Annotated in this window: 23 protein-coding genes; 13 read left to right on the top strand and 10 right to left on the bottom strand. The window is 70.7% G+C overall.

Annotated features, from left to right (window positions below):
* Nucleotides 1-781: 781 nt before the first annotated feature.
* Nucleotides 782-1,504 (bottom strand): GntR family transcriptional regulator, encoded by a 723-nt coding sequence (locus AB0G28_RS40960; RefSeq protein WP_361102651.1) that lies wholly within the window; start codon nt 1,502-1,504, stop codon nt 782-784.
* A 116-nt stretch (nt 1,505-1,620) separates the two neighbouring features.
* Here AB0G28_RS40960 and AB0G28_RS40965 point away from each other — a divergent pair, with 116 nt between their 5' ends.
* The 5 genes from AB0G28_RS40965 (at nt 1,621) to AB0G28_RS40985 (ending at nt 5,927) form a co-directional block, all read left to right on the top strand.
* Complete coding sequence (locus AB0G28_RS40965; protein ID WP_361102653.1) at nt 1,621-2,865, top strand: MFS transporter; 1,245 nt, start codon at nt 1,621-1,623, stop codon at nt 2,863-2,865.
* Between the two features lie 75 nt (nt 2,866-2,940).
* On the top strand, nt 2,941-3,735 hold the full coding sequence (locus AB0G28_RS40970) for a putative hydro-lyase (protein WP_361102655.1): 795 nt from the start codon (nt 2,941-2,943) through the stop codon (nt 3,733-3,735).
* A gap of 1 nt (nt 3,736) precedes the next feature.
* A complete protein-coding gene (locus tag AB0G28_RS40975) occupies nt 3,737-4,486 on the top strand; it encodes a 5-oxoprolinase subunit PxpA (RefSeq protein ID WP_361102657.1) in 750 nt (249 codons plus the stop codon).
* The gene (locus tag AB0G28_RS40980; RefSeq protein WP_361102659.1) at nt 4,483-5,094 is read left to right on the top strand and encodes an allophanate hydrolase subunit 1; all 612 of its coding nucleotides are present in this window, start codon (nt 4,483-4,485) and stop codon (nt 5,092-5,094) included. The genes AB0G28_RS40975 and AB0G28_RS40980 overlap by 4 nt, the downstream gene beginning before the upstream one ends.
* Nucleotides 5,091-5,927 (top strand): biotin-dependent carboxyltransferase family protein, encoded by an 837-nt coding sequence (locus AB0G28_RS40985; RefSeq protein WP_361102661.1) that lies wholly within the window; start codon nt 5,091-5,093, stop codon nt 5,925-5,927. Before AB0G28_RS40980 ends, AB0G28_RS40985 begins: the two co-directional genes overlap by 4 nt.
* A gap of 10 nt (nt 5,928-5,937) precedes the next feature.
* On the opposite strand, the gene AB0G28_RS40990 is transcribed toward AB0G28_RS40985, so the two are convergent.
* Together AB0G28_RS40990 and AB0G28_RS40995 are read right to left on the bottom strand one after the other, a co-directional pair.
* Nucleotides 5,938-6,189 (bottom strand): hypothetical protein, encoded by a 252-nt coding sequence (locus tag AB0G28_RS40990; RefSeq protein ID WP_361102663.1) that lies wholly within the window; start codon nt 6,187-6,189, stop codon nt 5,938-5,940.
* Nucleotides 6,182-6,538 carry a hypothetical protein gene (locus AB0G28_RS40995; RefSeq protein ID WP_361102665.1) on the bottom strand — a complete coding sequence of 119 codons (357 nt, stop codon included), beginning with the start codon at nt 6,536-6,538 and terminating at the stop codon, nt 6,182-6,184. The genes AB0G28_RS40990 and AB0G28_RS40995 overlap by 8 nt, the downstream gene beginning before the upstream one ends.
* An 81-nt stretch (nt 6,539-6,619) precedes the next feature.
* Between AB0G28_RS40995 and AB0G28_RS41000 the strand changes: the two genes are divergently transcribed.
* Entirely contained in the window at nt 6,620-7,198 is a 579-nt protein-coding gene (locus AB0G28_RS41000; protein WP_361102667.1) for a winged helix-turn-helix domain-containing protein, read from the top strand.
* Between the two features lie 132 nt (nt 7,199-7,330).
* The gene (locus tag AB0G28_RS41005) at nt 7,331-8,413 is read left to right on the top strand and encodes a hypothetical protein (RefSeq protein WP_361102669.1); all 1,083 of its coding nucleotides are present in this window, start codon (nt 7,331-7,333) and stop codon (nt 8,411-8,413) included.
* Between the two features lie 9 nt (nt 8,414-8,422).
* Here the strand turns inward: AB0G28_RS41005 and AB0G28_RS41010 are convergent, their stop codons facing one another.
* The 4 genes from AB0G28_RS41010 to AB0G28_RS41025 all read right to left on the bottom strand — a co-directional run bounded on the left by AB0G28_RS41010 (nt 8,423) and on the right by AB0G28_RS41025 (nt 11,628).
* Entirely contained in the window at nt 8,423-9,055 is a 633-nt protein-coding gene (locus AB0G28_RS41010) for an alpha-ketoglutarate-dependent dioxygenase AlkB (protein ID WP_361102671.1), read from the bottom strand.
* Nucleotides 9,056-9,302: 247 nt separating this feature from the next.
* Complete coding sequence (locus tag AB0G28_RS41015) at nt 9,303-10,361, bottom strand: alcohol dehydrogenase catalytic domain-containing protein (RefSeq protein ID WP_361102673.1); 1,059 nt, start codon at nt 10,359-10,361, stop codon at nt 9,303-9,305.
* A gap of 37 nt (nt 10,362-10,398) precedes the next feature.
* Nucleotides 10,399-10,737, bottom strand: a complete 339-nt coding sequence (locus tag AB0G28_RS41020) for a transcriptional regulator (protein ID WP_361102675.1) — start codon at nt 10,735-10,737, stop codon at nt 10,399-10,401.
* A gap of 72 nt (nt 10,738-10,809) precedes the next feature.
* Nucleotides 10,810-11,628, bottom strand: coding sequence for an LLM class flavin-dependent oxidoreductase (locus AB0G28_RS41025; protein WP_361102677.1), 819 nt, complete (start codon nt 11,626-11,628; stop codon nt 10,810-10,812).
* Nucleotides 11,629-11,790: 162 nt separating this feature from the next.
* On the opposite strand from AB0G28_RS41025, the gene AB0G28_RS41030 reads away from it, so the two are divergent.
* Nucleotides 11,791-12,285, top strand: coding sequence for a hypothetical protein (locus tag AB0G28_RS41030; RefSeq protein WP_361102679.1), 495 nt, complete (start codon nt 11,791-11,793; stop codon nt 12,283-12,285).
* Here the strand turns inward: AB0G28_RS41030 and AB0G28_RS41035 are convergent.
* Both AB0G28_RS41035 and AB0G28_RS41040 read right to left on the bottom strand, forming a co-directional pair.
* Nucleotides 12,282-12,965: a metal-dependent transcriptional regulator gene (locus AB0G28_RS41035; protein WP_361102681.1), complete on the bottom strand. Its 684-nt coding sequence runs from the start codon at nt 12,963-12,965 to the stop codon at nt 12,282-12,284. The genes AB0G28_RS41030 and AB0G28_RS41035 overlap by 4 nt on opposite strands.
* A 40-nt stretch (nt 12,966-13,005) precedes the next feature.
* Entirely contained in the window at nt 13,006-13,446 is a 441-nt protein-coding gene (locus AB0G28_RS41040; RefSeq protein ID WP_091318320.1) for a GNAT family N-acetyltransferase, read from the bottom strand.
* A 55-nt stretch (nt 13,447-13,501) separates the two neighbouring features.
* Here AB0G28_RS41040 and AB0G28_RS41045 point away from each other — a divergent pair, with 55 nt between their 5' ends.
* Nucleotides 13,502-13,822: a hypothetical protein gene (locus AB0G28_RS41045; protein ID WP_361102683.1), complete on the top strand. Its 321-nt coding sequence runs from the start codon at nt 13,502-13,504 to the stop codon at nt 13,820-13,822.
* Between the two features lie 4 nt (nt 13,823-13,826).
* Here AB0G28_RS41045 and AB0G28_RS41050 read toward each other — a convergent pair whose 3' ends face one another.
* Entirely contained in the window at nt 13,827-15,428 is a 1,602-nt protein-coding gene (locus tag AB0G28_RS41050; RefSeq protein WP_361102685.1) for an amidohydrolase, read from the bottom strand.
* Nucleotides 15,429-15,476: 48 nt separating this feature from the next.
* On the opposite strand from AB0G28_RS41050, the gene AB0G28_RS41055 reads away from it, so the two are divergent.
* Genes AB0G28_RS41055 through AB0G28_RS41070 form a run of 4 tightly spaced genes read left to right on the top strand, consistent with a single transcriptional unit; the run spans nt 15,477 to nt 18,745 of the window.
* Nucleotides 15,477-16,214, top strand: coding sequence for an enoyl-CoA hydratase/isomerase family protein (locus AB0G28_RS41055; RefSeq protein WP_361102687.1), 738 nt, complete (start codon nt 15,477-15,479; stop codon nt 16,212-16,214).
* Nucleotides 16,211-17,734 (top strand): ATP-dependent acyl-CoA ligase, encoded by a 1,524-nt coding sequence (locus AB0G28_RS41060; RefSeq protein ID WP_361102689.1) that lies wholly within the window; start codon nt 16,211-16,213, stop codon nt 17,732-17,734. The genes AB0G28_RS41055 and AB0G28_RS41060 overlap by 4 nt, the downstream gene beginning before the upstream one ends.
* A complete protein-coding gene (locus AB0G28_RS41065) occupies nt 17,731-18,366 on the top strand; it encodes a TetR/AcrR family transcriptional regulator (RefSeq protein WP_361102745.1) in 636 nt (211 codons plus the stop codon). The genes AB0G28_RS41060 and AB0G28_RS41065 overlap by 4 nt, the downstream gene beginning before the upstream one ends.
* A gap of 58 nt (nt 18,367-18,424) precedes the next feature.
* Nucleotides 18,425-18,745 carry a hypothetical protein gene (locus AB0G28_RS41070; protein WP_004561305.1) on the top strand — a complete coding sequence of 107 codons (321 nt, stop codon included), beginning with the start codon at nt 18,425-18,427 and terminating at the stop codon, nt 18,743-18,745.
* Nucleotides 18,746-18,791: the final 46 nt, after the last annotated feature.

Below are 18,791 nucleotides of genomic sequence, written 5' to 3' on the forward strand. Positions count from 1 at the left end.
GACCAGCGTCGCAGCGGTCAAGGAGGGCGGGCCGGGGACTCGGGCGGCGGGCGGACCTGCGTGTCCGGAGTCCGGGCGCGACTTTGCCGGAGCCCTGCCAGGGCGGGTGGGGGTGCGGCAGGTCGGTCGCTGCCGCGGTGGTCCGTGGCGGAAGTGGCGCTGTGCGCTGCCGGCCGAAGGTCGCGAATGACTCATTCGGGACATGCGAGGTCCCCAATGACTCATTCGCGACCTTCGGCAGCGCGGCAGGCCCCGGCGACCAGCGTCGCAACGGTCAAGGAGGGCGGGCCGGGGACTCGGGCGGCGGGCAGACCTGCGTGTCCGGAGTCCGGGCGCGACTTTGCCGGAACCCTGCCAGGGCGGGTGGGATGCGGCAGGTCGGTCGCTGCCGCGGTGGTCCGATGTCCTGAACGACTCGTTCATGGCGTCCAACGACAGGAAAGAGTCGTTCAGGACGTCTTCGCCGGAACCCTGCCAAGGGGAGGGCGGAGGTGCTGGCGCTTTCGAGATGCCGAACCGTCGTGAACGGCAACGCTGAAGCACAACCCGCACCCACCCAGACCTCCCCGCAACCCCGATACGAAGCCAAAACACGGCCGGTAGTGCCGGGTCAAGGCACGCTTTCCCGCCTTGACGCGGTGCTACCGGCCGTAGTCACAATTGCGGCTTCGGGGTGGTGGGCCCCTGAACGCCACCACGAAACACCGCAGCAGCGAAGAACCCCCGCCGGGCGGGAGGGAGGGAGGGAGGGAGGGAGAGGACTCCAGGAACGGCGCCCGACCTACTCCCCCGCGATAGCCGCCCGAGCGGCGGCAGCACGGTCCGCGTAGGCGGCGACCAGCTGCTCCTCAGCATCCTCGAGGTACTTCATCAGCAGCTGCTCCGCCCCCGGCCCGTCGCCGACCTCGAGGCGGTCCAGGATCTCGTGGTTTCGGGGCAGATACCGCTCATGGAACCGCCGCGGCTCGGCCATGATGTGGAACACCAGTCGCAGCTCGGCGGTCAGCCTTCCGACCAGCTCGTTGACGCGCTCGCTGCCCGAAAGCGCCGCCAGCTCCTGGTGGAACCAGACGTTCGCCGTGCCGAGGTCCTTCCAGTTGCCGGTTCGGGCGGCCTCGTCGCCGATCTCCACCTTCTCGCGGATCCGCGCGAACGACGCCGGCTTCGCCGTCACCCCGCGGACCGCCGCGCACTCGATGATCTTGCGCACCCGGTAGATGTCGACGACGTCCTCGACGCTCGGGATGCGGACGAAGACCCCCCGGTTCAGCTCGTGGGCCAGCAGCCGCTCGTGGGTGAGCAGGCGGAACGCCTCGCGCAGCGTGTTGCGTGAGACGCCGAGCGCGTTGCCGATGTCCTGCTCCGACAGCCGGCCGCCCGGCAGGAAGAAGCCCTCCGCGATGCGCTTGCGCAGCACGCCCGCGACCCGCTCGGCCGTGCTCTTGCGCGTCACCAGGCCGCGATCGGCTTCGAGGCCCGTGACGCCGCTGTCTTCGATGACCACGTCACCAAGGGTACCCGCCACTCGGGGGACGATCCAATTGCCGTCTTGTGGAATTGTTCAACAATCTCTAGCGTGTGAGGCACGCCACGATGAGAGACACTGGCCAGGAGGTGCCCATGACTGCCACCACAGCAACCGAGGCGCGGCCGTTCGACTGGTTCCGCACGCTCGGGAAACGCGGACGCCGCGCCTTCGTGGGCGCGTTCGGCGGATACGGCCTGGACTCGTTCGACTACCAGACCCTGCCGCTCGGCCTGGCCGCGATCACCGCGTACTTCGGCATATCGAGCGGCGAAGCCGGCCTGCTCGGCACGACGACGCTGGTCGTGTCCGCCCTCGGCGGGGTCGGCGCCGGCATGCTCGCCGACCGGATCGGCCGCGTCCGCACGCTGCAGATCACCATCGCGATGTACACGATCTTCACCGTGCTCTGCGGGTTCGCGCCGAACTTCGAGACGCTGCTGATCTTCCGCGCCCTGCAGGGCCTGGGCTTCGGCGGCGAGTGGGCGGCCGGCGCCGCGCTGGTCGCCGAGTACTCGCAGGCCAAGTACCGCGGCCGGACCGTGGCGTTCGTGCAGAGCGCGTGGGCGGTCGGCTGGGGCCTGTCGGTGATCGTCTACACCGTCGTGTTCAGCGTCGCGAGCGACGACGTCGCCTGGCGCATCATGTTCTGGACCGGCGTCATCCCTGCGCTGCTCGTCCTGTGGGTCCGCAAGAGCGTCCAGGACGCGCCGCGCGCCGAAGAACGGCTCAAGACCGAACGCCCGAAGGGCACGCTGGTCAAGATCTTCCAGACCGACCTGCTGCGCACGACGTTCTTCGCCGCGCTGCTGGCCACCGGCGTCCAGGGCGGGTACTACACGATCTCGACGTGGCTGCCGTCCTACCTGAAGAAGACGCGCGAGCTGACCGTGATCGGCACCGGTGGCTACCTCGCGTTCCTCATCACCGGCGCCTTCGTCGGCTACGTCTGCGGCGGCTACCTCACCGACCTGCTGGGGCGCAAGAAGACCTTCCTGACGTTCGCGCTGCTCTCGGCCGCCCTGATCGTCGCGTACACGCAGATCCCGAAGGGCGCCAACGGACTCGTGCTCGTCCTCGGCTTCCCGCTCGGGTTCTCGATGTCGGCGATCTTCAGCGGGTTCGGCGCGTTCCTCGCCGAGCTGTACCCGACCGCGTTGCGCGGCACCGGCCAGGGCTTCACGTACAACTTCGGCCGCGCGGTCGGGGCGATCTTCCCGACCATCGTGGGCTTCCTTGGCGCCGGCGGCGCGATCGTGTTCGGCGCGCTCGGTTACGGCATCGCGGTGCTCGCGCTGCTCGGCCTGCCCGAGACCCGGGGCATCGAACTCGTTGACTGAATCTTGTGGGGGTGCGACCCCCACGCCCCGCCCGGGGCCCGCCCCCGGACCCGGAAATTTCCCAAGGGGGAAATGATGACGACTTTCGACCAGCCGGCCACCTTCACCCCGGCTCAGGCGCGCGCGGTGTTCCGCCGCGGCAACGCCCACCCCACGACGGGCTGGGCCGGCGGCTTCACCCAGACCAACCTGATCGCCGTGCCCGAGGACTGGGCCTACGACGTCCTGCTCTTCTGCACCCGCAACCCGCAGCCGTGCCCGCTGCTCGACGTCACCGACCCCGGCGACCCGGGCACCCGCCTCGCCGAGGGCGCGGACCTGCGCACCGACCTGCCGCGCTACCGGATCTGGCAGAACGGCGTGCTCGCCGGCGAGGTGTCCGACGCGACCGGACTGTGGCGCAGCGACATGGTCGCCTTCTCCATCGGCTGCAGCTTCACGTTCGAGACCGCGCTGGCCGCCGAGGGCGTTCCCCTGCGGCACGTCGACCAGGGCCGCAACGTCGCGATGTACGTGACGAACCGGCAGTGCGAGCCCGCCGGGCGGCTGTTCGGGCCGATGGTCGTGTCGATGCGCCAGATCCCGGAGGACCGCGTCGACGACGCCATCCGGATCACCCGGGCCATGCCCGCGGTGCACGGCGCCCCGGTGCACATCGGCGACCCGCGCGCGCTGGGCATCGAGGACCTGTCCCGGCCGGACTTCGGCGATCCGGTGGACGCGGAACCCGGTGACGTCCCGGTGTTCTGGGCCTGCGGGGTCACGCCGCAGGCGGCACTGATGGCGTCGCGGCCTCCCTTTGCGATCACCCACGCACCGGGGTACATGTTCATCACCGATCGGCACGACAGCGAATACCGGGTGGGCTGAAATGGATCTGAACAGCGATCTCGGCGAGGGCTTCGGCGCCTGGAAGATGGGTGACGACGAAGCCATGCTCGACATCGTGACCAGTGCGAACATCGCGTGCGGCTTCCACGCCGGCGACCCGTCGGTGATGCGGCGGGTGTGCGAGCTGGCAGCCGAGCGCGACGTCGCGATCGGCGCGCACGTCGGCTACCACGACCTGGCGGGGTTCGGCAGGCGCGCGCTCGACATCGCGCCGGACGTTCTGGCGGACGAAGTGCTCTACCAGATCGGCGCGCTCGACGCGTTCGCCCGGGCGGCGGGCAGCCGCGTGACGTACGTGAAGCCGCACGGCGCGCTGTACAACACCGCGGCGGTGGACGCCGAGCAGGCCGCGGCGATCGTCGAGGGCCTGCGCCGGTACGACCCCGCGCTCGCCCTGCTCTGCCTGCCGAACTCGGAGATGCAGCGGCAGGCGGAGCAGGCGGGCGTGGTGGCGTACGCGGAGGCGTTCGCGGACCGGGCCTACACCGCGGACGGCAAGCTCGTGTCGCGCAAGCAGCCGGGCGCGGTGCTCCATGACGCCGACGTGGTCGCCGAACGCGCGGTCGGCATGGCGACCGGCGGCGTCGTGACGGAGAACGGCACCAAGCTCGACATCCGCCCGGATTCCCTGTGCGTGCACGGGGACACCCCGGGCGCGGTCGAGCTGGCCCGGCGGATCGAGGCGGCGCTGCTCGAGGCGGGCATCCAGCTCGGCGCGTTCACCGGATGACCGTCCGGCTGCTGCCGTGCGGGCGGCGCGCGGTGCTGGTGGAATCCGACGACGTGCTGGGTTTCCAGGCGGCCTTGACGCGGTCGCTGCCGGACGGCGTCGAGGAGCTCGTTCCCGCGGCCCGGACGCTGCTGGTCCGCTTCGACCCTTCGGTGACCGACGCGGACCGCTTGGGCGCGCTGTTGCGTCAGGTGTCTCCTGTGGACAGTGCGACGGCGGAAGCGGGCGAGGTGGTGATCCCGGTGGTCTACGACGGCGAAGACCTGGCCGACGTCGCCGAGGAGACGGGGTTGAGCGTGGGCGCGCTGATCTCGCGGCACACCGCGGGGACGTATGTTTCGGCGTTCTGCGGCTTCGCACCGGGGTTCGCGTACCTGTCAGGATCGGATCCGCTGCTGCACGTGTCCCGCCGGTCGTCGCCGCGCACGCGCATCCCGCCCGGCTCGGTGGCGATCGCGGGCGAGTACAGCGCGGTCTACCCGAGTGCGTCCCCCGGCGGCTGGCGGCTGCTGGGCCGGACGGACGTGCCCGTGTGGGACGTCGAACGCGACCCGCCGAACCTGCTGCCACCGGGGACGAAGGTGCGTTTCGAGGCGGTGACGCCGTGAAGCTCGAGGTGGTCCGGCCGGGGTTCTCGACGACGGTGCAGGACCTTGGCCGCCCGGGCCACGCGGCGCTCGGCGTCGGCCGGTCCGGGGCGGCCGACCGCGGGTCGTTCCGGCTGGCCAACCGGCTCGTCGGGAACGCGCCCGGGGCCGCGGCCCTGGAGGTCACGCTCGGCGGCCTGGTGCTGCGCGCGTCGGCCCTGACCACGGTGGCGGTCACCGGCGCCGCCTGCCCGCTCTCGAAGGGCGGCCCCAACGGACCGATCACGTTGTGGCCCGGGGAGGAACTGGCGCTCGGCACGGCCGTTTCCGGGCTGCGGTGTTACGTCGCGGTGCGCGGCGGGATCGACGTGCCGCCGGTGCTCGGCTCGCGCGCGACGGACACGCTCGGGAAGCTGGGCCCTCCCCCGGTGACAGCCGGGATGCTGCTGCCGATCGGCCCGGCACCGCAAGCCTTTCCGGCGGTGGACCTCGCGCCCCGGGCGGCCTTGCCGGACACGCCGGTGCTGCGCGTGACGCCGGGACCGCGTCGCGACTGGTTCACCGCCCCGGACCGGCTGCTGTCCACTGTGTACACCGTGTCACCGGACTCGGACCGCGTCGGCATCCGGTTCACCGGACCGCCGCTGGACCGGGCTCGTCACGACGAGCTGCCGTCGGAGGCGTGCGTGCCGGGATCGCTGCAGGTGCCGCCGTCGGGCCGGCCGATCCTGTTCCACGCCGACCACCCGACGACCGGCGGTTACCCGGTGATCGCGGTCGTCGAGGAGGACGACCTCGACCTGGCGGCCCAGCTGCGCCCCGGCCAGGCAGTCCGCTTCCGTCCCGCGTCGTGAGTCACAGCTTTCACGTGAAAGCTCCGCCCTGCCTGCCGCTCACGAGCGCCAGCCAGGCGACGTTCGTGGCCGCGATCGCGAGCCACGCCGCCCAGGCCACGCCGGGCGCGAGCCAGGTGGTGACGACCCCCAGTGCCACCGTCACCACCACCGGCCACGCGCGCCGCGCCCGACGTGGCCGCCGCTCGGCGAGATAGGCGTCGAGGGCCTCCGCGACCTGGTCGTCGATCTCGTCGCGCAACCGCGCGTCCAGCTCAGACATGGGCGGGCACCGCCGGCCGCGGGAGGGCCACGGACAGGCACGCCAGCGCCAGCGGCACCTCCAGACCCGCCATGAGCAGGGAAAACACCACGTCATCGCCGGCCGTAACGACGTCGAACCAGGCGTCGGCCAGCAGTAGCGTCGCGGTGGCCGTCGCCGCGAACGGCGTCCGCGGGTCGTCGCGCCCGAGCAGCCAGGCCGTGGTCAGCAGGCCGAGCGCTTCCGCCGCGTCGAAGCCCGTCCAAGCCAGCCGCCAGTGCTCTGCCTGGACGACGTCCGGCAGCGTCATCCCCAGTACCGCGATCCAAGGCAGCAAGCACAGTCCCGCCGCCCAGAAGAGCTTCTTCATGCGAACCCCCGAGTTCTCTCCCGGCCCACGGTAGCGATTGCAGAGATTCTTTGCAAACAATCTCTGTAGTACCCTGCCGACATGGTCGAACGTCCCGAAAAGCGCGTCCTGACCGGCGCGGACCTCAAGGCCTTCTACAAGGCACTGGCCAACCCGGTACGCCGCGACATCCTGTCCTACCTGGGCAAACACGGCGAAGCGAACTCGACGAGCGTCGCGAAGGCGCTCGGCGAGAGCACCGGGACGACCAGCTACCACCTCCGGAAGCTCGCCGACCTGGAGCTGATCGAAGAGCTCGAGGACCGCGGGGACGGCCGAGAGCGCTGGTGGAAGTCGCGGGCGAAGGACATCTACACCCCGCCCGGCCTCGAACTGGCCCCGGACGAGCGCGAGGCGATGCTCAAGCTCGGCGCGCTCAAGATGAGTCACGACCTGGGCATCGTCACCCGCGCGTACGCGGGCTACGAGAATTCCGGGGGCTGGAACCAGATCTACCGCGCCGGCCTGTACCTGACGCGGGAACAGGTCACGTCGTTCGTCGAGGAATACCAGAACCTGGTGTGGAAATACGTCACAGAACCGGGACAGCACCCCGAAGGCTCACGCTCGCTGGCCATCCGGCTGATCGTGGTGCCGGACGAAGACGAGCCGTCATCCTGACGGTCGCGTGCGCATCGGCTGACCGGAGCACGGCCCGTGCCCGCCGGGCGGCCACCCGGGTGTTACCCACGAGTTTTCCGCCACGGGCCGGATAACGTGGTTCGTCCAGCCGGACACGTGGGGAGAATCCGAATGTATGAAGAAATCGGCAAGAAGATCTCGCAGGAAATCATCTCGAAAGTCGGGGCGCCGGGCAACCTGTATTCACAGTTCGAAGCGGTGACCGATTTCGCCGGACTGCTTCGCGCATTGCGCGAGACGGAGATCGCTTTCGCGAGTCGCATCACCGGCGAGCTGTCCGGATACGAGCTCGAGCGTCCCATATTCGACCAGAAAGATCACAGCGGGACAATCACCGACTATGCCGACACATTGTTCCGCACCTACGAAGCCGTACTGGCCGTTTCCGGCGCCGTGCCGGAGGCCACCGGCGAACTCGCCGCGGTCATCGGCTCCCTCACGGTCGCCAAGACGCCCGGCCCCACCCCGCGGCTGCGTGAGAGAGAAGTGAATTTCCTCAACCAGGTCGGCGGCTTCCTCGTGCTCTCGCTCTGGGTTTCCTCGCTGAGCGATCCGGGACGCCGGCTCGTCGCGAGGCTGGCCAATGCCAGGAAGCGGCTGAGCATCGGGATCGTGTACAAAACCGATCCGAGTAGCCTGCTCGCGGATCGGAACGCGGACGGCGCGCACGCGACGGCCGCGGCGGACGCCGGCCGGATGACCAACGAGGAAGACGAACCGCAAACGCGGAGCCGGCTGGCGAGAATCATCCCCGGCGCCGGCGGGGAAAGCGTGCTGAACGCGCCCGTACACGCCCCGGGACTGGAAGATCCACGGACGGTGTTCGGCACCCTTTCAGTGCGGGACGCGTTGACCGCCATTCTCCGCGGATCGATCTCCTTCGACACGCACGGTGCCCCATACTATTCTCCCAGTCGGGTCGAGCTGATGCACGAGCTGCTCCACGTCCACCACAACGCAGTGGGTGAGAACCGGGAGAAACTCGCGATGAACGAACGGATGCGCGCTGCCTGGAAGGACGCGGAGGAGTTCTGGACCATCGCCGCGGGCGACCTCACCGAAAGCGATTTCGCTGTCGACATCGGCCTGCCGAGACGACGCGCCCACTCCGGCCTGCGGCTGTCCGGCCTCGACCCGCAATCAGCGGAGGCACGGTTGTCCTTCCGGCAACACTACGAGTACCTGCCCGGCTGACGAGTCCACTCAGGACGGGAACCCGGACACCCGCAGCGTGATGTTCAGCCGTCCGTCGAGGCCCAGTGCCGGGTCCGCCGTGCCCGGCAGCGTCTTCGGCACGCCGTGGTAGGCGAGCCGGGACGGGCCGCCGAAGACGAACACGTCACCCGAGCGCAGTTCGACGTCGGTATACGGGCGGCCGCGGGTTTCGGTGTTGCCGAAGCGGAACACGCAGGCGTCGCCGAGGCTGAACGACACCACCGGGTCGAGGCTGCGTTCGTCCTTGTCCTGGTGCAGCCCCATCTTCGCGGTGGCGTCGTAGAAGTTGACCAGTGCGATGTCCGGCGCGTAGGTCTCGGACGGCTCGCCGTACGCAGCCGCCAGCGCGCGGCGGCCGAGGTCGCCGAGCCAGTCCGGGAACGGCAGCACCGGCGTTCCTTCGCCGGTCGTGCGCGAGTAGCCGTACGGGTACCAGTGCCAGCCGAGGCAGACGGATTTCACCGACATCACGCCGCCGTTCGGCAGCCGGGTGTGGCGGTAGCCGGACCAGCCACGGCAGGCCGAGACGAGCTCGCGCTGTTCGTCGAAGCCGAGCCAACCGGGCAGGTGCACCGCGCCGGGGGCGATCTCGGCGCGCGGGCGCGGGAGAAGGGCGTCCATCACCTCGATTGTGCCGGAGACTCCCGCCGGACACGGTGGGTGATCGTCGAGGGCACGACGTGGTGACCGCGGAACGTGACATCCGCGGTCCCGAACAGCCGCAGGAGTCGCCCCAACGGACCAGCGGGACGCTCCTGCGGCCGGATCCCCTCGCCTTGGGCCACCATGATTCGACATTCCCACACCTGAATGTCACATGCCAGCGAGGATCGGCTACAAACCGGTCTCTTGACCAGGGCGGCGCGGATCAGTCACCGAACGTGACGACGGTGACGCCGGCTCGGGCCGGAACGGGGTCGTTCATCGCGGCCAGCGCCGCCGGGACGTCGTCGAGTCCGATCCGGCGGCCGATCAGCGCGGCGAGGTCGATCCCGGCCGTCTCGACGACGCGTAGCAGCTCCGGGTACTCGTGGGCCTGCAGCCCGTGGATCCCCACCAGTTCCAGCTCGCCGCCGACGACCCGGTGCATCGGGATCGGCGCGATGCCCTGCGCCGGCGGCATCAGGCCGGCCTGGACGTGCCGGCCGCGCTTGCGGAGGCTGCCGACCGACGCGGCGCACGTCGACGGCGAGCCGAGGCAGTCGAGCGAGACGTGCGTGCCGCCGCCGGTCAGCTCCCGCACGTGCGCGGCGACGGCTTCCGGGCCGTCGAACGCCGAAGAGTCGACGGTCAGCGCCGCTCCCGACTTCGCGGCGAGCCGCAGCGCGGCCGGCGAGACGTCGACGGCGACGACCTTCGCCCCGGCCGCGACGGCCAGCAGCACCGCGGAGATCCCGACGCCGCCACAGCCGTACACCGACACCCACTGCCCCGCGGTCACCCGGCCCTGCCGCAGCACCGCCCGGAACGCCGTGCCGAACCGGCAGCCCAGTGCCGCGGCCTCGGCCGCGCCGAGCGAGTCCGGCAGGGCCACCAGGTTGGTCTCGGCGTGCTCGATCGCGACGCGCTCGGCGAACGACCCCCAGTGCGTCGCGCCGGGCTGGAACTCGCGGTCGCAGATCTGCTGGTCACCGCAGGCACACTGGGCGCAGGACCCGCAGGCGCAGACGAACGGCACGGTGACGCGCGCGCCGAGCTCCCAGCCGCGCACGCCTTCGCCGAGCGCGACGATCCGGCCGGCGAGCTCGTGCCCGGCGACGTGCGGCAGCTTCACCGCGGTGTCGTGGCCCTGCCACGTGTGCCAGTCGCTGCGGCACACGCCGGTGGCGTCGACCTCGATCACCGCGCCACCGGGGGCGGCCACCGGCTCCGGCACGTCCCGCACGACGGGCGGGACGCCGAACTCCTCCATCACCACAGCTCGCATGGCGCGAGCGTAGCGGGAGCAAATTCCTTGGTACCGCTCAGTTGAGCGCCTGCGCGTGGAACCGCGCTCTGGTCCGGGGCGGCCCGAGGAGCTTGCTGAGCGAGCCGTCCGGCACGTTCAGGATGTCCTCGAGATTCCGCAAGGCCTCCAACGATTCCGGCCGCTCGGGCCGGCACCGCCCGGACTGCCAGTGGCTGAGGGTGGCCAGGCTGACCGTGGTTCCCCTGCCGCGCAAGCGATAGCGGATCCGATCGAGGCCGAGGCCGCGGGCCCGGATCGCCGCCCGCAGGGCGACGTCGAACGGCCCGGCGGCCAGCAGCCGGCTCAGCTCCGCCTGTTCCCCCCGGTCGATGGTGCGTGTTCGCTGACCGGTCATCACAACGCTCCGAAGCACTCCCGATTACGAACATTGGAGCGTAGGCGCAGCTTCCCAAGATCGGAAGGGCCCTCACCCACCTGCCTTGCGCACCTCGTCGGCGATCGCGGCGAACGGTTCCGCGTAGCCGGAGTTGATCGTGACGTAGGAAATCCCCCACCGCTCCCGCCACCGGAGAAGCCTTTCCGCGGCCTGCCCGGGATCGGCGGGCAGGACGGTGACCGCGCCGGCCGCGGCGAGCTCGGGCACGTCGACCCCGGCAAAGCGCGCGATCCCGGGCGCCGGCTCGTCCCCGACGGCCATGAGGTTCAGGCTGAGCTCGATCTCCGGAAGCCGCGGGCCGGCGAGCGCACGGAATCGATCCACAATGGACTCCGCTTCGGTTTCGGTGGTCGTCGGTCGCCAGCCGAACGTGACGGTGTCGGCTTCTTGCGCGGCGAGCGCCAGCATTTTCGGACCGGCGCCGGCGAGCATCAGGCGCGGCCGGTCGGCCGTGCGCTTGAGGTGAGTGATCGTCTCGGCCATCCGTGTGATGCGCTCACCCGGTGAGGGGTACTCCCGCCCGAGCGCCTCGGCGTGCACCTCGCCACCGGGCCGCCCGACGCCGAGCCCCAGCTCGAACCGGCCGCCGGTCAGCCGGTGCAGCGTCTGCACCTGCCAGTCGAGCGCTTTCGCGTCGCGGAACGGGTCGGCGACCACGAAGGTGCCGAGGGTGAGGTCCAGGGTGACCGCGGCGGCGGCGCCGAGGAGGACGAAGGGGTCGGCGGTGCCGACGGGATCGGTGGCGAGCAGCGTGTCGAAGCCGAGCTTCTCGACCCGCTCGGCCTGGGCGGTCCATGACGTGAGGTCCGGCGCGTAGCCGGCGACGATGCCGAAGCGGAAGGGTTTCATGCCGCCCATGGTCGTGGCCGCGGCCTTGTCACCACATCCGCTTCACGACGTCACCCGCGCGTACGCGTCCCGACGTCATCACGCCTCGATTACCTCCTGTAACGGCGGTAACAGCCGAACCGTCTGTACACACATTCGGGCAACGAGAGCGAGCGCAGACCGATGACCACCGAGGCGAACGCTGAGCAGGCACCTCCACCAGAGCCCGTCCCGCAGCCCCGGCGGCGGAGCCGCAAACCGCTGCTCTTCGTCATTGCCGGCGTCGTCGCCGCCACGGTCGCCGCTGTTCTGATCGTAGTGTTCACGGTGTCAAACAGCACCTCGATCAACGGCACCCTGACCTTGCTGTGCGACATGCAGTGCACAAAATCCACTGCCGACGGATACGACGGCTATGCCGACCTCCACGACGGTTCGCAGGCCACCCTCGTGGACGAGAGCGGTCGAGTCGTAGCCACCACGGAGCTGCGCCGGACACCCGGTGAGCAGACGAAGATCGTCGACGGCATGTGGGTCCGTACGTTCACTTTCACGTTCACTGACGTGCCGGGCGCAGACCGCTATGGCGTGCACGTCGGCAACGGCAATCGAGGCACGTTGTGGAAGGACGCAGCGGAGGCCGAGCGCTTGGGATTCCAGCTGTCGCTCGGTAGCTAGCGCAGGGTGACCGACAGCGCTTGCGCGATCTCCTTGCCGATGGCGTGCGTGGCGGCGTCCGGCGGCGACCCCACCTTCACCACCATCGGTCCCCCGAACGGCTGGCGTTCGACGACCTCGATGCGTTCGCCCAGGTTGATCGCGTGTTCCGTCAGGTATCGCAGCAGCTCCGGGTCGGTGTCCCAGACCCGGACGATCTCGCCGACCGCGCCCGGCTGGAGGTCGTCCAGGATGCGGACCGGGAGTTCCTCGACGCTGCCGTCCGGCGCCGGGATCGGGTCGCCGTGGGGGTCGCGGACCGGGTTGCCCAGCTTCGCCGCGATGCGCGCGACCAGCCTGTCCGACACCGCGTGCTCGAGCGCGTCGGCCTCCGCGTGGACCTCGTCCCACGTGTAGCCGAGCTCCGAAACCAGGTACGTCTCGATCAGCCGGTGCCGCCGCAGCACCGACCGCGCCAGGAGCCTGCCGTCGGCCGTCAGCTCGATGCCGCGGTACGGCACGTGGGTGACCAGGCCGAGCTGGGACAGCTTCGTGACCATCCCCGACGCCGAGGACGGGCTGACCTCGAGCCGGCCGGCGAGTGACGCGTTGGTGACCGCCTCACCCCGCTCGACCAGGCCGTAGATCACCCGGACGTAGTCCTCGACCGACGAAGACCGCCGAACCGAACCATCTCCCATACCGCATACGATACGGGGCCGGGTACTTTCTCGTGAAAGTTCACGGCCGCCAGCGGTAGCGGATCCAGCCGGGGACCGGTTCCGCGCCGAGCTGCGCGTAGAACGCCTCGCCCTTTTCGTTGCCCTCCTGCATGTCCCACTCGACGCGGCCGGTCGTGCGGTTGCGCAGCTCGTCCAGCAGCTCGCCGCCGAGCCCGTGGCGGCGGTAGGCGGGCCGGACGAACAGGTCGTCCAGCCAGATCCCCGGCCGCGCCTCCCAGGTGGAGAAGTTCCAGCTGCAGAAGGCGAAGCCGGCGACCGTGCCGGGCTCGCCGGGCGGGGTCGCGATCAGCACCCACGCCTTCGGGTCCGGCCCGAACAGGTGACCGCTCATCTCCGCGCGGTCGAGCTTCAGGTCGTGGTTGTCCTCGTAGACGGCGTGCTCCTCGATGAGCGCGCAGATCTCTTCGATGTCTTCGAAGACGGCGTCGCGGACGGGCATCTCGCCTCCCGGTTTTGTCGGTGGTGGTCGTTACTGTCGGGCTCGGAGGTGGTCGATGTCACCAGAGGAGAAGTTCGAGGTCCTGGTCGACGAGTTCACCGGACGTCCGGGCATCACGCCACCCGGCGCGACCGGTGGGTTCGGGCGCACGGCGCTGCGTGCGCACGGCCGGATCTTCGCCATGTTCGTCCGCGGGCAGCTGGTGCTGAAGCTGCCCCGGGCGAGGGTCGACGAACTGGTCGAAGGCGGGCACGGGGTGCGTTTCGACGCCAACAAGGGCACCCCGATGAAGGAGTGGCTGGCCCTGGACGCCGGGTCGCCGCAACCGTGGTCCGCGCTGACCGAAGAAGCACTCGAGTTCGCAGGAAGGAAGTGAGTCATCAGGCTTGGTAACGCAGTTCACCGCCGACGGCGGTGCCTTGCACGCTGAGTTCTCCGGAAGCGAGGCCGTCCAAAGCGGACTCGTCCAGGGGCGAACCGGACAGCACGGCGAAGTCGGCGAGCTTCCCGGGCTCGAGCGTGCCCAGGTCACGCTCGGCGAAGGTCGCGTACGCCGAACCGTACGTGTACGCGCGCAACGCCTGCTCCGGCGTCAGCGCCTCTTCGGGTGCGAAGGGTGCCCCGGACGCCGTGCGCCGACGCACCATGTCGGCCAGCGCGAGCAGCGGCGCGCCGTTCACGACCGGGCGGTCCGAAGACGCGGGAAGCACGCAACCCGCGTCGAGGACGCTTCGCAGGCGGTAGCACCAAGGGACGCGTGACTCGCCGAGCGCGGCGCGCATGCCGTCGCCGAGCTCGTTGACGAACCGTCCCTGCGGCGACGGGATGATGCCGAGCGAGGCGAGCCGGGACAGCTCCGCGGGCTGGAGCACCGCGCAGTGCTCGATGCGGTGCCGGTGGTCCGTACGCGGCGAAGCGGCCAACGCGGCTTCGTAGGCGTCGAGGACGACGGTGACCGCGCGGTCACCGATCGCGTGCGTCGCGATCTGCCAGCCTGCCTCGTGGGCGCGGCGGATCGTGCGGGTCAGCTCGTCCTCGGGCACCTGGAAGTAGCCGCGGTTGTCCGGCTCTCCGTCGAACGGGTCGTGCATCGCGCAGGTGCGCCCGACCAGGGAGCCGTCGGCGAACAACTTCATCGGGCCGATGCGCAGCCACTCGTCGCCGAGGCCGGTGCGCAGGCCGAGGTCGAGGCCGAAGCCGGCGTCGTCGGGCAGGTCGTGCAGCACGCTCGCGGCGACCATCACCGTGCTGCGCACGCGCAGCACGCCGCGGTCGCGCGCCTCCTGGTAGGCGGCCAGTTCGGCGGGTGTCTCGCCGACCAGGCCGCCGCCGATGCCGGCCTCCTGGACGCTGGTGATGCCCTCGGCCAGGTACCGCTCGGACGCCCGCTCGAGCCCGCGCACGACCTGCGCGACCGGCGTCGGGTACGTCAGCGGCCGCAGCAGTAGCTGGGCCTGCTCGCGCAGCAGGCCGGTCGGTGAGCCGTCGGGGTCGTGCACGACGTCGCCGCCGACCGGGACGTGCGCCAGGTCGAGCTGGTCGAGCACGGCCGAGTTGACCACGGTCATGTGCCCGGACGTGTGCTTGAGCCGCACGAGCATCCCCGGCGCGGCGCGATCGAGGCCGTGCCGGTCGGGGTGGCCGCCCACGAGCTTGTTCTGGTCGTACCCGCTCCCGACCACCCAGCTCCCGGGCGGCAGCGTCGCAGCCCGCGCGGCGACGGCGTCGTAGACCTCCTCGACGCTCCGGCAGTCGCTCAGCGGGACGTCGTCGAGGCCCATGCCGAACCACGCCATGTGGTTGTGGGCGTCGTGGAAGCCGGGCACGACGAAGCCGCCGGCGAGGTCGACCCGCGAACGCGCGGAAAGCGCGAGAGCGTCGTCCCCCAGCGCGACGACCCGGCCGTGCAGGACGGCGAGTGCGCTGGTGACGCCCGTTCCCGTCCACACCGTGGCGTTCTCGTAGACCGTGTCGACCAACATGAGTCCCGAGGCTATCGATCGATCGATCGAACGTCTAGCATCGCCCTCATGCCCACCGTGGAGTTCGCCGTCGAGGACGGCATCGCGCAGATCCGGCTGAACCGGCCCGAGCGGCTGAACGCGGTCGCCGCCGTCCTGGTCGACGACTTCCTCGCCGCCCTCGACGCGGCCGCGCGCAGCGACGCCCGCGTCGTCGTGCTGTCCGGGAACGGGCGAGCCTTCTGCGCCGGCCACGACCTCAAGGAACCCACCCCACCGGGTGATTCGCGGGCGCGGCTGGACCGGCTCCAGGACGTCACGCGGCGGCTGCGCGGGCTGCGCCAGCCGGTCATCGCGGCGGTGCACGGCTACGCGATCGGCGCCGGCGCGGAGTTCGCGCTCGGCTGCGACCTGATCCTGGCCGCCGAGGACGCCGTCTTCGCGTTCCCCGAGGTCTCCCTGGGCCTGAGCGTCACCGGCGCGGCGTCGCGGCTGCTCCCCCTGCTGGTCGGGCCGCTCAAGGCGAAGGAGCTGCTGCTGCTCGGCGAGCGCTTCGACGGCCGGAAGGCCGCCGAACTGGGCATGGTCAACGCCGCCGTCCCGGCCGAGCAGCTCCAGGCCGAGGCGCTGAGCTGGGCGAAGCGGATCGCCGAGCACCCGCCGGCCGCTGCCGCCATGGCGAAGCGGGTCCTCGACGCAAGCACCGACCTCGAGCCCGCCCTGGAACTCGAGGTCAGCCACGCCCTGATCACCGAGCACTCGGCCGCGGTCGCCGCATCCACCGAAGCCTTCCGGAGCCGGGCGTGACGCCGCTGGCCGAGATCGGCACCCTCGCGCAACTCGTCACGCGGGCCGCCGCGCTGTGGCCGGAGCGCACGGCCTGGGTGTTCGATCACCTGGACGAGAAATTCACGTTCGCCGAGGTCGACCGCGAAAGCTCCCGGATCGCCGCGGCACTGGCCGAGCGCGGCATCGGCCCCGGCGACCGGGTCGCCGTCATGCTGCGCAACCAGCCGGAGTTCCCGCTGACCTGGCTCGCGCTGGCGAAGATCGGCGCCCAGCTGGTCCCGGTCAACACGAACTACCAGGAGTTCGACGGCGCCCACGTCCTCCGGCACTCCGGCGCGAAGCTGGTCGTCGCCGCGCCGGAATTCACCGGGCTCCTCGGCCGGATCGGCCTGACCGAAGTCGTCACGCCGGACGTCCTGGAAACCGACGCCGAGCCGCCGGAATTCACCCCGGTGCCCGAACTGCCGGTCAACATCCAGTACACCTCCGGCACCACCGGCGCGCCCAAGGGGTGCGTCCTGCCGAACCGCTACTGGACCACCCTCGCGGTGAGCCTGGCCACCGACTTCCCGGCCGTCGGGGAGGAGGACATCATCCTGACCGCGCAGCCGTTCCACTACATCGATCCACAGTGGAATGTCGCGTTGGGACTCGCGGGCGGCGCCACCCTCGTCGTGCTGGACCGCTTCCACCCGAGCACGTTCTGGGCGAAGGTGCGCGAGCACGGCGTCACCTGGTTCTACTGCCTCGGCCTGATGCCGACGCTGCTGCTGCGGCAGGAACCGTCCGAAGCCGACCGCGACCACCGCGTCCGCGCGATCGGCGCGTCCGCGATCCCGCACGACCTGCACGCCGAACTGGAGGCGCGCTGGGGCGTGCCGTGGTACGAGGCGTTCGGGATGACCGAAACCGGCGGCGACATCCGGATGACCGCCGCCGACCACGACGAGACCGTCGGCACCGGCTGCATCGGGCGGCCCAGCCGCGACCGCGAGGTGCTCATCGCCGGCGACGACGGGAAGCCGGTACCGCGTGGGGAAACCGGGCAGCTGCTGATCCGCGGGATCGGGCTGATGCACGGCTACCACGACGATCCGGAAGCCACGGCGAAAGCGTTCGAAAACGGCTGGTTCCACACCGGCGACCTCGCCCGGATGGACGCCGCCGGCCGCGTCTACTACGTCGGCCGCACGAAGGACATGATCCGCCGCAGTGGCGAGAACGTCTCCGCCGACGAGGTCGAGCGCGCCCTGCTGCTGCACCCGGCGGTGCGGCTGGCGGCGGTCGTCGCGGTGCCCGACGAGCTGCGCGGCGAGGAGATCAAGGCGTACGTCGTCTGCGACGGCGACCGCCCGGAGCCCGCCGAGCTCGCCGCGTTCTGCGCCGGAAAACTGGCCTACTTCAAGGTTCCCCGGTTCTGGGCGTTCGCCGACGAGCTGCCGATGACGCCGTCGGAGCGGGTCGCCAAGGGCGAGCTGCGGAAGGTGGCCGACCCGCGCGCCGGGTCCTGGGACGCGAAGGCCGAAGCGTGGCTGTGAGCAGCCGGGAGCGGGTCCGCGCGGCGGCGGTGAAGCTGTTCGCCGCCAAGGGCTTCCACGGCACCGGCATCCGGGATCTCGCGCAGGAGGCCGAACTCTCCTCGGCGAGCCTGTACCACTACATGGGCACCAAGGAGGATCTGCTCGCGGAGATCATGCACACCGCGCTGAACCGCCTCCTCGACGCCGCCCGCGAGGCCACCGCCGTCAGCGCCGACCCCGTGCAGCGGCTGCGGACACTGGTCGCGCTGCACGTCCTCGCGCACGCCGCCGGCCCGGCGGAAACCCGGGTGGTGGACAACGAAGTCGGTGCGCTGTCCCCGGCCGCGCGCGAACCGGTCGTGGCCCTGCGGGACACCTACGAACGGCTGTGGGCGGCGGCCATCGACGAAGGCATCGCGGCGGGCGTGTTCCGTGTGGAGCACCCGGCGGTGACCCGGCTGGCCCTGCTGGAGATGTGCAGCAGCGTCGCGAGGTGGTATTCCCCACGCGGCCCGATGGCGCTGGACCAGGTCGCCGAGCACTACGCGGAACTGGCGTCGAGGGCGCTGGGCTGCACGGCACCACCCGGCGTCCACGACTTGGCACGCTGCCGGGAAATCGTCGCGAAAGAGTGGGGCATGTCCGTTTAGCGGCGCTTTTACCTGTGTACGCCTTGCCCAGACGGCGCGGGTGGGGGACGCTCGAAGGGTGACTGAGGAAACGATCCAACTGGAACTGGACGACTCGGGTCTCGCGCCGGGCCTCCCGGCGCCGGCACACCCCCGCGATCAGGTGCAGGATGTCCCCTATCGCCCCGTCGAGTTCCGTGACGACGATCTCCCCGCGGCTCTGGAGCGCTGCGCCAAGTGGCTACGTCAGGCCCAGGAGTGGCTCGGCGAGCCGCTCGACGTCCTGGCCATTCACCTCGACTACGACGACCGTCAGGGCTCGCCGTACTACGACGTGAAGCTCCTGTGCAACGAAGAGGACCTCGCGGGCGTCCCGATCGCCATTCGCAACAAGAAGTAAGCAAGCCGAAGCGCCGTCAGGGCCGCCGGAAGGGCGGCTCTGACGG

This window comes from Amycolatopsis sp. NPDC021455, assembly GCF_040640995.1.
In the GTDB taxonomy this organism is placed as follows: Bacteria; Actinomycetota; Actinomycetes; order Mycobacteriales; family Pseudonocardiaceae; genus Amycolatopsis.

Bases quoted from the DNA above. Each gene is read 5' to 3' on its own strand.
- AB0G28_RS41030 (WP_361102679.1), top strand. From the start codon at position 11,791: ATGACCACCGAGGCGAACGCTGAGCAGGCACCTCCACCAGAGCCCGTC.
- AB0G28_RS40995 (WP_361102665.1), bottom strand. From the start codon at position 6,538: ATGAAGAAGCTCTTCTGGGCGGCGGGACTGTGCTTGCTGCCTTGGATC.
- AB0G28_RS41010 (WP_361102671.1), bottom strand. From the start codon at position 9,055: ATGGACGCCCTTCTCCCGCGCCCGCGCGCCGAGATCGCCCCCGGCGCG.
- AB0G28_RS40990 (WP_361102663.1), bottom strand. From the start codon at position 6,189: ATGTCTGAGCTGGACGCGCGGTTGCGCGACGAGATCGACGACCAGGTC.
- AB0G28_RS41035 (WP_361102681.1), bottom strand. From the start codon at position 12,965: ATGGGAGATGGTTCGGTTCGGCGGTCTTCGTCGGTCGAGGACTACGTC.
- AB0G28_RS40980 (WP_361102659.1), top strand. From the start codon at position 4,483: ATGACCGTCCGGCTGCTGCCGTGCGGGCGGCGCGCGGTGCTGGTGGAA.
- AB0G28_RS41020 (WP_361102675.1), bottom strand. From the start codon at position 10,737: ATGACCGGTCAGCGAACACGCACCATCGACCGGGGGGAACAGGCGGAG.
- AB0G28_RS40965 (WP_361102653.1), top strand. From the start codon at position 1,621: ATGACTGCCACCACAGCAACCGAGGCGCGGCCGTTCGACTGGTTCCGC.
- AB0G28_RS41025 (WP_361102677.1), bottom strand. From the start codon at position 11,628: ATGAAACCCTTCCGCTTCGGCATCGTCGCCGGCTACGCGCCGGACCTC.
- AB0G28_RS41000 (WP_361102667.1), top strand. From the start codon at position 6,620: ATGGTCGAACGTCCCGAAAAGCGCGTCCTGACCGGCGCGGACCTCAAG.
- AB0G28_RS41005 (WP_361102669.1), top strand. From the start codon at position 7,331: ATGTATGAAGAAATCGGCAAGAAGATCTCGCAGGAAATCATCTCGAAA.
- AB0G28_RS40975 (WP_361102657.1), top strand. From the start codon at position 3,737: ATGGATCTGAACAGCGATCTCGGCGAGGGCTTCGGCGCCTGGAAGATG.
- AB0G28_RS41015 (WP_361102673.1), bottom strand. From the start codon at position 10,361: ATGCGAGCTGTGGTGATGGAGGAGTTCGGCGTCCCGCCCGTCGTGCGG.
- AB0G28_RS41055 (WP_361102687.1), top strand. From the start codon at position 15,477: ATGCCCACCGTGGAGTTCGCCGTCGAGGACGGCATCGCGCAGATCCGG.
- AB0G28_RS41050 (WP_361102685.1), bottom strand. From the start codon at position 15,428: ATGTTGGTCGACACGGTCTACGAGAACGCCACGGTGTGGACGGGAACG.
- AB0G28_RS41045 (WP_361102683.1), top strand. From the start codon at position 13,502: ATGTCACCAGAGGAGAAGTTCGAGGTCCTGGTCGACGAGTTCACCGGA.
- AB0G28_RS40970 (WP_361102655.1), top strand. From the start codon at position 2,941: ATGACGACTTTCGACCAGCCGGCCACCTTCACCCCGGCTCAGGCGCGC.
- AB0G28_RS41040 (WP_091318320.1), bottom strand. From the start codon at position 13,446: ATGCCCGTCCGCGACGCCGTCTTCGAAGACATCGAAGAGATCTGCGCG.